This is a genomic window from Pseudomonas sp. NC02, assembly GCF_002874965.1.
Lineage (GTDB): Bacteria > Pseudomonadota > Gammaproteobacteria > Pseudomonadales > Pseudomonadaceae > Aquipseudomonas.
In genome coordinates this window covers 303,963-314,417 of record NZ_CP025624.1, presented here as the reverse complement: position 1 = coordinate 314,417, position 10,455 = coordinate 303,963, and the positions used below count along the sequence as shown (strand labels likewise).

Below are 10,455 nucleotides of genomic sequence, written 5' to 3'. Positions count from 1 at the left end.
CTCACCTTATTCAAGGGAAAAACGATGACCGTTATGTCGAAAACATCTAAGAGAAAGACCCTGAGGCACTAATACCTCTAATGGATATGTTTCTGTATCAAGTTGTATGCAATCCCCTTCTCAACACATGCCGAGGCAAAACGCCGGGTGCATGACACAGGCCGGATACCTCCCGGGCGCTCAATAGGCTCCAACGCAACACACACCCTATTGAACCTCAGAGGACACCACCATGAACCGCAACACCCTGATCGCCAGCAGCCTGTTTGCCTTGCTCAACGTTGCCGCCTTTTCGGCCCAGGCCAGCCCCAAGCTGGATGTACAGCAGGTACTGTCGACCGTGGACGATGGAGGCGCGGCGTGTGGCGTGGTGAATGCGCGGATGACCTACCTGGATTCCCATGGGCAGAAGCGGGTGTTTGAGTACAAGAAATTTGCCGACTCGTGCAACGAAGGCAACTAAAAAGCTGAACGACAAAACCTGTGGCGAGGGAGCTTGCTCCCGCTGGAGTGCGCAGCGCTCCCACTGTTTTGGGCCTGCTGCGCAGCCCAGCGGGAGCAAGCTCCCTCGCCACAAAATTTCATCTGAAGTTAAAAGGCATTAACCGCGAATACGGTGCTCGGTGAACTCATAATCCTCCTGGCAATCGCCAGTCGGGTCCGCAGCCACACCAGGTACCGTTCTCGGTTTGAATCGGCTGGGTTTGCTGCGCATCGCGGAAAAACGTGATGGTGAAGCGGCCGTCGGGCTCGAGGTTGTTGTTCCAGGACAGGAACTGGCACTTGCCGCTTTCTGCACGCAGGCCTTTCCAGTGATCCAGCGCATGGGATTGGCGGGGCTGGGGTGGCTGAAACGAGGCCGAGCAGAGAAAACCCGGTCGGTTGCAAAAATAGTCAGAATTCAGGGGTTTACAGATGCTTGCCAATCGCTATAATCGTCGCCCTAACACGCCGGTATAGCTCAGTTGGTAGAGCAACTGACTTGTAATCAGTAGGTCCCGGGTTCGACTCCTGGTGCCGGCACCATACAAAACGAAGCCCTCGCAGAAATGCGGGGGCTTTGTTGTTTCTGGATTGCTCTTACTACAGATCCTGATCTGGCAGCCTCTCTACTTTCCGCTGATCATCTACCTGCTCCCACGCCCCTCTGCAATCCTTTCGAAACCCCCACCTTCTGTAACGACGCTCGCATCGATCTTTGCATGCGAAATTTTGGGTTGAGACGGAACAGCGCAGAGCGATAAATAAATCCGTCCCCTTTACGCTCCTCTGGTGTGTCAGCTCCTCGTTGGATTGAGGTGGATGAGCATATTCACGACGCTCTCAGGTATGCCGAATAGGTCTCACCCGACGGCAGCCGCAATCTGCTTGCATCGAGCGAAAGCTATTTCGATTTCCAACAGCGTATCGTCCGCCCTGCCCGGCACATACTCCAAATGCACAGTCTCAAAGGCTTCCACGAATTAAGAGCGGCCTATGCGTGCGAACGCTATGAGCAAATCACGCACCACCTTGCGCCAATCAACGGCGGCGATTGCTTCCAGACCGACCATCACCTCGATCATAAGGCCCGAGTACAAATAAGCTATGAACTGGGGCACAGTCGTATCGACGTAGTTTCGGCGTACATTGGCGGGCGAGCATGAGCAAGCCATTCGAAATGGAGCTGTTCCTGGCAGGCGTCATGACCGGGTCGCATGCCACGCGCCAGCGTCACCTACGTCAAGCAAAGGCCATTCAAGCTGCAATTTCTGAACGCTGGTACCGAGAAAATCCATGGACGTGGCAGCAAAAGCATCTTGCGTGGTTTCTTGAATACAAGCTCAAAAGCAGCAAAAAGCCAACGCGCTACTACTACTTACTTTCCGCAAAACTTATAGCACGCCGCCTCGGAAAATCTTGGGAGCTGTGAAATGATCTACAGGTTAAGACGATAAGGACATCACCTAGGCGGCCGCCTCATTAGGAGCTTTTTTAATTGCAGATCTGATATCTCTTCCAGTATGGTAACACTTTAGGTTTACGCCTCTTATTATAATTAAACCATGCACATGGATCATCAGAAAAATAGCTAGCATAAATACTAATGGACTATCTTCCGGACTGAGCTTGAACAATAGGGAAAAAAAATGAGTACGAATCCTGAAAGGGTGGATTTTATAGGATCCACGGAGATCACTGGAGAAGGGATTCGAAAACATTTTCGAAACTTTGAACCATGGCAAACATTATTTGAATTAGTTTGGAATGGTTTCGACGCCAAAGCTTCGTCAATTAAAATCAAAATAACTAGAGACGAATTAGAAACCCCCAGTTCAGTAACAGTCTTAGATGACGGAGAGGGGATAGATTATAAAAACCATAAAAACAACTTTGCGAAATTCAACGAATCACAGAAAAAAGATGATCAAACTCAGCACGGATCGCATGGACGAGGTCGCTTAGCCTTCCACAGTATCTGTAAAGATGCGACCTGGTTCACTAGAAACGAAGACGGCGATGCAAAAATATCAATCAGCGATCTTAACATCAAAGATTTTAAAATTAGACATCTAGAAGTCTCAAATCAGCACGCTCTCTTATCATCCAAAAAAAGTGGCACATGTGTAGAACTTTCAGAATTCACAAAAAACTTACCAAACGACGAAATACTTGCAAGTAAGCTGGCAACCGAATTTAGCTGGTTTCTAGCTCTAAACACTAAAAAATCACTATTTCTTAACGATAAAGAAATTGAAATTCCAAGTCATGAAATTAGAATTCACAGTTGTGAAATTGAAGGCAATGAATTCAAGCTACGCGTAATACGATGGAACAATAAACCGGGCTCCGAGCAGTCATATAACTACCTGCTAAACTCTGAAAACAAAATAATTCACAAACAATACAGCAAGTTCAATAAAAAACCAAATTTCTACCCAAGCATATATATAACATCGCCATGGGCAGAAAAATTTGAAGATGTCGAAGAGGACCTAGTTTCCCAAGACGGCCACAATCAATCATCCCCCGTATGGAAAAAATTACTAGCTGAAGCAGTAAGCTTCACCCAGATAATTTATTACGACTTTCTTCGAGCCCAGGCTGATCAACAAATAGAAAACTTCGAAAGCCAAGGGATATTCCCAGAGTACAAGCATGAGGAGGCTGATTATGCAAAATGGCGTTTGGGATTCCTTAAGTCCGTACTAAGAGATATCCTTTTAGCTGACCCATCTATCTTCAACAAATTAAAGCCTAAACAAAGTAAAATAATCGTAAGGCTTTTGGACAAAATTCTCGTATCTAATCAAAACGACAGCCTGTTAGATGTCCTAGATAGCGTAATGGACTTAGACCAAAAGACATTAAATTCCTTTGCAGATCAGCTACAGCGCTCAAAACTTGAACATATAATTAGTACAATTGAAATTCTACAACGCCGAGAACTCGCCGTTAACCAGTTAAAAGAAGTAATGGAAGTTCACTACAAAGAAACTAAAGAAACTCCTGACCTACAAAAAATAATCGAAAACCACACTTGGCTTTTTGGTCCTTCATACGACATTCTCGGCGCAGAAGAAGACTCATTTACAAAAACCACGAAAGCTCTGCGCGAAAAGATAGCTGGGATACACAAGATTGAAGAGGATGCTCTTGCAGAAGGAATTGATATTATAGGAGCAAATCGGCAGGTCGATTTGTTTTTGGCTAGAAAGAAACCTGAGTTTGATCCTCAGGGAAAGAAATTCTATAGATGTGTGATCATAGAAATAAAACGCCCAGGCATTGCGTTGAATCACAACCACCTTCGACAACTTGACGAGTATGCAAGCATATTAAGTAATTACCCCATATTTAGCAGCGAGTTAATGCGCTTTGAATTGATACTGGTGGGGCGGAGTATATCTAAGAGCGACTACTCTATCGGGAGTCGAATGAAAGGCATGCAAATGCACGGCGAACCTGGGCTAGTAACAAAAGACGGAAAAATTAAGGCATACGTTAAGAACTGGTTCACGATATTCGACGAATTCTCGTTAACCAATGATTACCTTCTTGACAATTTAAGAACTCAAAGGGAATCACTCGAAGAGACACCTAAGATAGATCTAATTACAAATTTACAAGGTCAAACTACAGAGCAGGCATAGAGCAAATTTACACATTCAGCGAGGAAATCATACCTAAAATCTATGCGCCAAATAACGAGCATCTTTTAGGTATGATCAAATCCAAACTAGCAATCTGTTAAAACCCATATAAACTAGCCCGCCATACAGGTCCGACTAACAATCTTATTAAACGCTTCTACTAGATCTTCGAGATATACGACTCCCCCATCAACCTCTTCAATAAGATGGGCGCCCCCCGATTTATATGGAAAAGTTAGAAAACCGTCTAATACTCTCTCGAGCGGAACATTAAAGCCTGAGCCAATCACCGATGCCGACGAGACGTTATCATTGCGTAGATAACACTTAACCTCGCATTTATCAAAGTCTATGCGCTTCTCACTATAGCTATTGAGAGTGATGGATAGCTTTAAAAGATCAATCACCCTCTCAATATGGCTAACTATATCTTCAATCAAAAAAGACGATTTAAAACCTTCAACATTAGAAACAATTAGGAGTTCATCAATCTTGCCTTGAATATATCCTAGTCTAGCCCCCAACAAACTCGATACGTCTGCACCTTCAAGCGAGGACTCAAGGGGTTTATACCTCTTAAAATCAAGTGATTCTGCACCCACGATCCTTATTGGATTCCCACCCACTCTGAACAAAACGATACGATATTGTTTTATATTCTCTGCCAAGTGCTGGGATGACGTATTACTTGAAACCACAGAGACTGACGCATCACCCTTCTTAGTCTCATCAAAAATGTGTATTTGCTCCGTGAGCAAAGCATCAGTTCCCATACCTGCATTGGGCGCGGGGTTTGATATTTCAATACTGATTTTATTTTCGGACGCTGGAGTAACGTGAGTAATATGACGACCGGAATCAACTTGGTCAAAAGTATCTAGCTGAGACGTCGCAGTTTCGCCGCCGGCTCGCGGAAAAAGCATTGAAAAATAGTCTTCCTTACTGCGCAGGACCTTAACAAGAGACAGATCCTTCAACGAACACCTAAGTAGAGCCACTCTCTCCGCATCGCCCGCATCTGCAATTACTAAATTTGCTTGTACTTTGAGCTCCTTGTTCTCCAAGTCCTTGCCAGTGGGATATGGCACAGCAAGCCAACGTCCATAGTCTATTGCAGCGCGTGACGCATGCAAGCTTCCACCAATAATGTCAGATTGGACCATGACTACACCTTGCGCTAAGCCCGCTTGGGTCCGATCACGTTTAACATACTGTTGTTTTTGGATATCTTGGCCAAAAGGGTATTCACTTATTAACGCTCCACCAGCTTCAACTATGTTTTCTGCTAGCTTTTTGTGACGAGAAGGTGCAACAGTATGAAGTCCATGAGCTAATACGGCGACTGTATGTCCTCCTGCATCTAAAGCAGCCTGATGCGCGATACCATCACATCCGATAGCCAATCCACTGACAATACTCCAGCCTTCTTCAACGAAAAATTGCGTAATTCTTGTCGCAATGATTTGTCCATGAGGAGTCGGTTCACGTGTCCCAATAATAGCTACCGACTTTTCTGGGTTTTTAGCTAAGGCGCCCTTTATATACAATATAAAAGGATCATCCTTTGTGATAGAAAGCAATTTTGGGTAGTCGCTATCACATGGAGATATAATACGGGATTGATGTTGGCAGGCTTGCTCAATTTGTCTTTCCGCTTCCCGCAAAGCGTTTGACCAAGCATCTGCGCTTAGTAGCGCCTTAGCAATTTGCGGGGTATTACTTGCTACCACTTCGATATCAATTTCATTCAAATGATATCCGCGGGCTATTTTCCGCAACGTAACAGGCCCGACGCCTTTAAGCATTGAAAGCGCTAGAAAAAACTGCGTCGAACTCGAAATTGTACTCATGTATACAAGTTACCAATATTTTTAGCCATTGAGAGACATTTAACGTCTATAGCGCCAGCCGCCTTCAGATATTTAGACGCATAAATCAATGACGCTCCGGTAGTTGTCACGTCATCAATGACAAGAAAGTAAGTACCAGCAACTATAAGCTCCGGCATCTTAACAACCAAATGATCTCGTACATTAATAAATCTATCATCTCGCCCGAGATGATCGTTGTGCTGAGACTTTACACCCACCTTATACTCTAGCAACTTAGGTGCAATAGAGACATTGTAATTCAGCATAGGTACTTCTTCAAACGACTTTTTGAGCTGAGTCAAAAAGTTTTCTAAACGTGGTTTTCGACCAGGCCTATGAGGGACGACTGAAATAACAATATTTATAGGTCTAAAAAAGGCCATGTAATTTTTTCTTATAAAGACTCTTACTGTTTCCACCCACTCTACCGGAAACTCGTCAGAATCTTTATTTTTTTCAATAGACTCGGTAAGCTCATGCCATTTTTTTCGCTCGCTTATCGAGTCATAATTCGCAAAAGAACGACCGCAAACAAAAATAGGATAGGCCGTATTGTCGCCACCGGCGGTCTTAGCGACAAAATAATTTACCTTATCAAACCGAGTGGTGTTTTCTTTCGATTCATCACCAGCAAAAGCCCGCTCTAAGGCAGGGAGAAAAGCCACCGGATTAGCCAAAACCTCAATAATTTGCTCAGGAGCACTGATCACTGCATCGGGTATGTAATCTAATGCCCTCCAGTGCTCTTGGCCCCACTTATAAGGCCATGCTCCCTTATCTAAAGTAACCAAGCACCCACAGTTATAAGCGGCGCGAACATCGGCGTCATTGTCGCCAACAAGCATTACCCGATCTAAATATTCAATATTGAAAGCCGTCATGGCTTTCTTGATACCTTCTCCATAAGGCTTTGTATGCCTCACATCTTCATAGGCAACTAAAATATCCCAGTTAAAACCCGGGTATGCCCAATCTAGTACGGTTTTCGCGTAGCTATTTGGAGATCTTGTAAAAACACCTATCTTGAGCTTCGGGTATGTCGACCTAATCAAATTCAATATTTCTAAACTGTAAATGCATCGATCTTTTTTAGACTTCAATCCGTCTACCACCTTCTGAAGGTGGGCAGGATTCTGATTGCGCTTACACGCCTCGCGCACTTCTTTTAAATCTTCAGTTTTAATCAAAGTCTCATCAAGATCAAACAAGCAAAGCTCAAACATAATTCGTTTCCTACGCAATTTTACATCCCTGATTTGATTATCTTACAAGCCGGTGAAGTGAGACCTAATCTTAACAGTTAAAAATTAACTTTTTTGCCATTGCACGTCAACAAGCACCACCACCCCAAAGTAGGTCCAATGGTCTTATTATTATTGTCACCACTGCCTATTGACTGGCTCCTATATCTCCCCCCTCGCCCCACGGATGACAGCATCATTTGGCTGTCCACAAGGATAGTTCATGAGGTAGAATTAATTAATAAGAAAATAAAATCCATTATTTTCAATAAGTTAAGACGTTTTTCGACTCCTGGTGCCGCACCATACAAAACGAAGCCCTCGCAGAAATGCGGGGGCTTTGTTGTTTCTGGGGTGTTCATATTCTGTCTACGCCTGGCGCCCAAACTGAACAAGCCGGTGAGCCTCCAGATAGACCAATTCCCGTAGCGAAGTCCCGCCTTCAGCGTTTTATGCGAAATTATGGGTAGCCAATAATTATGACGTATCCATAAAACGGCATAACTGCACGAGCCGCACGATTTTTCATCCTGAGCTGGCTGCAGGAATGGCAAACCTGCCCTTCAAGCTCCGCGTTCTGAGAAGACGCGACAGACTCATCTTCAGGCCGCCAGAAGCAAGCACGGCAGCAGAAAAACGAAACAACTATTTCCCCAGTTGCACCCACCCCACCACCACGCTACCCTCCCCCGTCGCTGCCAATTCAGCGATCGGGCCTGATAACCCGGCAAGATGCAGGCGCAACAGCGCCCCACAACCACGATGTGCAGGCGTTTTTTTACGCCCACCATTTCGTGCAATGGCGGCTGTGCGTGGGAGACCTTCGGGTCTGCCGGGTTCCTGTATCTCCGGTTTATCAGCCTGCGCACAGCTGCCACCCATTCGCCTGATAACGAACGTGGTAGCTCTCACTAGATATGGGAGTTTTACCGATGAGCGCTCCAAATCCGTCTGGCTTCACTACCCTCGGCGTTACCCCTTTTTCATTCCATTCCGACCAGCCTCTGTTCCGCGTTAACAGCGGGGTTTCCCTGAGCGAAGCGCTGTCTCACGTTTCCGATTTGCTGCATGTGGCCAAGCTGTTGGCGGAGGACGCGGCGATGATTCGGGATACGGACCGGTACGCCTGGGCTTCGCACTATCTGCAGGAGATGAGCAAGGCAGTGATTGATGATGTGGTGAAGGTGTTGGAGTCGCCGGGCAATAATCTGTAGGTGTGTCAGGTTGTGAGTGTGTTGGCTGGGCCATCGCCATCGCGGGCAAGCCCGGCTCCCACATTTGTTCTTTGTTGTTTGTTTTAGAGTGTCTGGCTAGAAGCCGCCACACAAAAAACGCCCCGAACCATCACGGTCCGGGGCATTTTTTATTCAGCCGTATCGCTTAGTGCCCAGCACTCTGCCCACCGTCCACATGCAGAATTTCCCCGGTCACAAACCCAGCCGATTCCAGGTACACAATCGCCTGCGCAATATCCCGCGCTTCACCCATGTGCCCCACCGGATGCAGGCTGCCCAGCGCCGCATGCGTCTCTTCCCCATGCATCGGCGTCTTGATAATCCCCGGGCTCACCGCATTCACGCGAATCCCGCGCTTGGCGTATTCAATCGCCAGCGATTTGGTCGCCGAGTTCAGCCCGCCTTTGGTCAGCGAGGCCAGCACCGACGGCACGCCATCAATCGCGTGGTCCACCAGGCTGGTGGTGATGTTGACGATGTGCCCGGCGCCCTGTTTCAGCATCTCGGTAATCGCCAGTTGGGTGATGTAGAAGAACCCGTTCAGGTTCACCGCCAACACGTTTACGTAGTCTTCGTGGGTGTAGCTGGTGAACGGTTTGGCGACGAAGATCCCGGCGTTGTTGATCAGGCTGTCGATACGGCCAAAACGCGCTACGCCTTCGCGGATGACGCGCTCGGCGGTGGCCGGGTCGGCGATGTCGCCGGCCACGGTGAGGATGTCCGGATCCGTCGACGGTTTGATCGAACGGGAGGTGGCAACCACGCGGTAATCCAGCTCGCGGTAAGCCTTCACTGCAGCAGCGCCCAGGCCTTGGGATGCGCCGGTGATCACAACGACTTTTTTCGAATTGCTCATGATGAAACCTCTATAGGGAAAATGGGATGGTTCAAGCAGCCGCGGCGGACATTTCCCGCAGCATCTGTTCGTAGTAACTGACGGATTGCGACCCGGAGACCAGCTGGCGGCCATTGAGGACCATGGCCGGTACGGAGTTGATGCCGTGCTCGCGGTAGAACGCTTCCAGCTCGCGCACTTCATTGGCGTAGGCGGTAGAGCCCAGCACCCGTCGTGCGCCTTCAATATCCAGCCCGGCTTCGGCGGCCAGACGCGCCAGGGTTTCGTGATCGCTGACGTTCTGGCCATCGCTGAAATACCCGCGCAACAGCGCCTTTTTCAGCTCGAGCTGGCGCCCTTGCTGCAACGCCCAAAACAGCAACCGATGGGCGTCGAAGGTGTTGTAGAAGTGGCTGCGCTTTTCCAGGTCGAAGGTGAAGCCGATGGCCGCGCCGCGCTCCATCAGCATCCTTTTGCCGCTGGCAACTTCCTCGGCGCTGCGCCCGTATTTGCGCATCATGTGGGCGACGGCGTTTTCGCCTTCGGCCGGCATGTCGGGGTTGAGTTCGAAGGGTTTGAAGGTCAGTTCAACCTTCACTTCGCCCGCCAGGTTGTCGATGGCTTGCTCCAGGGCGGTGGCGCCGAGGGCGCACCACGGGCACACCACGTCGGAGATGAAGTCGATGGTGACAGGCGTGCTCATGACGGGTTTTCCGCGAGCTGTTTGCGGTACTGGGTGGTGGTGATGCCGGCGTAGCCCCAGTTATCGGTGTCGACTTCTTCGATGACGATGTGGGTCAGGTCGGGGCGTTTGTTGAGGACGCGTTCGAGGGTTTCGGTGATCTCGGCAATGACCTGGGCTTTCTGCTCCGAGGTAACGCCGTCGCGGGTGATACGTACGCTGACAAATGGCATGACAAGGCTCCAGTGACTTGCCCATCGACATGGTGGGCAGGCAGTGAGGCCAATTTAAGAGGTTGCCTGAGGTGGATAAAGGTGGGGCGGAGTACTTCATTAGTGATGCTATGTAATCAATCGAGACGTCCGGCGCTGCGTTTTTTTACTGCTCCCTGGAATAACCGCCCTCCCCGCGCGTCTTGCCTACATGCTTAAGGCAGGCTGCAAACGCCTTGAGTGCTG

General features: G+C 48.1%; 9 protein-coding genes, 1 tRNA gene and 2 pseudogenes. 6 read left to right on the top strand and 6 right to left on the bottom strand.

What is annotated here, in order from left to right:
• Nucleotides 1-232 precede the first annotated feature (232 nt).
• The gene (locus C0058_RS01490) at nucleotides 233-463 is read left to right on the top strand and encodes a DUF2790 domain-containing protein (RefSeq protein WP_102367909.1); all 231 of its coding nucleotides are present in this window, start codon (nucleotides 233-235) and stop codon (nucleotides 461-463) included.
• A gap of 138 nt (nucleotides 464-601) precedes the next feature.
• On the opposite strand, the pseudogene C0058_RS32960 reads toward C0058_RS01490, so the two are convergent.
• Nucleotides 602-905, bottom strand: a pseudogene (locus tag C0058_RS32960) (hypothetical protein).
• Nucleotides 906-950: 45 nt separating this feature from the next.
• Here C0058_RS32960 and C0058_RS01480 point away from each other — a divergent pair.
• The 4 genes and pseudogenes from C0058_RS01480 (at nucleotide 951) to C0058_RS01465 (ending at nucleotide 4,133) form a co-directional block, all read left to right on the top strand.
• Nucleotides 951-1,026: transfer RNA gene (locus C0058_RS01480), tRNA-Thr, on the top strand.
• A 242-nt stretch (nucleotides 1,027-1,268) separates the two neighbouring features.
• Nucleotides 1,269-1,646: pseudogene (locus tag C0058_RS32955) on the top strand (integrase); the annotation flags it as partial.
• Nucleotides 1,643-1,912 (top strand): hypothetical protein, encoded by a 270-nt coding sequence (locus C0058_RS01470; protein ID WP_102367908.1) that lies wholly within the window; start codon nucleotides 1,643-1,645, stop codon nucleotides 1,910-1,912. The pseudogene C0058_RS32955 and the gene C0058_RS01470, both read left to right, overlap by 4 nt.
• A 217-nt stretch (nucleotides 1,913-2,129) precedes the next feature.
• The gene (locus C0058_RS01465; RefSeq protein WP_102367907.1) at nucleotides 2,130-4,133 is read left to right on the top strand and encodes an ATP-binding protein; all 2,004 of its coding nucleotides are present in this window, start codon (nucleotides 2,130-2,132) and stop codon (nucleotides 4,131-4,133) included.
• A gap of 113 nt (nucleotides 4,134-4,246) precedes the next feature.
• On the opposite strand, the gene C0058_RS01460 is transcribed toward C0058_RS01465, so the two are convergent.
• Nucleotides 4,247-5,983 (bottom strand): DNA-processing protein DprA, encoded by a 1,737-nt coding sequence (locus C0058_RS01460; RefSeq protein WP_102367906.1) that lies wholly within the window; start codon nucleotides 5,981-5,983, stop codon nucleotides 4,247-4,249.
• Nucleotides 5,980-7,227 (bottom strand): HAD hydrolase-like protein, encoded by a 1,248-nt coding sequence (locus tag C0058_RS01455; RefSeq protein ID WP_102367905.1) that lies wholly within the window; start codon nucleotides 7,225-7,227, stop codon nucleotides 5,980-5,982. The genes C0058_RS01460 and C0058_RS01455 overlap by 4 nt, the downstream gene beginning before the upstream one ends.
• Nucleotides 7,228-8,177: 950 nt before the next feature.
• Between C0058_RS01455 and C0058_RS01445 the strand changes: the two genes are divergently transcribed.
• Complete coding sequence (locus C0058_RS01445) at nucleotides 8,178-8,459, top strand: DUF3077 domain-containing protein (protein WP_102370209.1); 282 nt, start codon at nucleotides 8,178-8,180, stop codon at nucleotides 8,457-8,459.
• 166 nt (nucleotides 8,460-8,625) lie between these two features.
• Here C0058_RS01445 and C0058_RS01440 read toward each other — a convergent pair whose 3' ends face one another.
• From C0058_RS01440 to C0058_RS01430, 3 genes are read right to left on the bottom strand one after another with little or no spacing between them, the layout of a single operon-like run.
• Nucleotides 8,626-9,336 (bottom strand): SDR family NAD(P)-dependent oxidoreductase, encoded by a 711-nt coding sequence (locus C0058_RS01440; RefSeq protein WP_003218108.1) that lies wholly within the window; start codon nucleotides 9,334-9,336, stop codon nucleotides 8,626-8,628.
• A 31-nt stretch (nucleotides 9,337-9,367) separates the two neighbouring features.
• The gene (locus tag C0058_RS01435; RefSeq protein ID WP_102367903.1) at nucleotides 9,368-10,018 is read right to left on the bottom strand and encodes a DsbA family oxidoreductase; all 651 of its coding nucleotides are present in this window, start codon (nucleotides 10,016-10,018) and stop codon (nucleotides 9,368-9,370) included.
• Nucleotides 10,015-10,230, bottom strand: a complete 216-nt coding sequence (locus tag C0058_RS01430) for a 4-oxalocrotonate tautomerase family protein (RefSeq protein WP_003218111.1) — start codon at nucleotides 10,228-10,230, stop codon at nucleotides 10,015-10,017. Before C0058_RS01430 ends, C0058_RS01435 begins: the two co-directional genes overlap by 4 nt.
• Nucleotides 10,231-10,455 lie beyond the last annotated feature (225 nt).

What these genes read in the sequence shown, in the direction of transcription:
- C0058_RS01490 (WP_102367909.1), top strand. Translation starts at nt 233, where the DNA reads ATGAACCGCAACACCCTGATCGCCAGCAGCCTGTTTGCCTTGCTCAAC.
- C0058_RS01470 (WP_102367908.1), top strand. Translation starts at nt 1,643, where the DNA reads ATGAGCAAGCCATTCGAAATGGAGCTGTTCCTGGCAGGCGTCATGACC.
- C0058_RS01465 (WP_102367907.1), top strand. Translation starts at nt 2,130, where the DNA reads ATGAGTACGAATCCTGAAAGGGTGGATTTTATAGGATCCACGGAGATC.
- C0058_RS01460 (WP_102367906.1), bottom strand. Translation starts at nt 5,983, where the DNA reads ATGAGTACAATTTCGAGTTCGACGCAGTTTTTTCTAGCGCTTTCAATG.
- C0058_RS01455 (WP_102367905.1), bottom strand. Translation starts at nt 7,227, where the DNA reads ATGTTTGAGCTTTGCTTGTTTGATCTTGATGAGACTTTGATTAAAACT.
- C0058_RS01445 (WP_102370209.1), top strand. Translation starts at nt 8,178, where the DNA reads ATGAGCGCTCCAAATCCGTCTGGCTTCACTACCCTCGGCGTTACCCCT.
- C0058_RS01440 (WP_003218108.1), bottom strand. Translation starts at nt 9,336, where the DNA reads ATGAGCAATTCGAAAAAAGTCGTTGTGATCACCGGCGCATCCCAAGGC.
- C0058_RS01435 (WP_102367903.1), bottom strand. Translation starts at nt 10,018, where the DNA reads ATGAGCACGCCTGTCACCATCGACTTCATCTCCGACGTGGTGTGCCCG.
- C0058_RS01430 (WP_003218111.1), bottom strand. Translation starts at nt 10,230, where the DNA reads ATGCCATTTGTCAGCGTACGTATCACCCGCGACGGCGTTACCTCGGAG.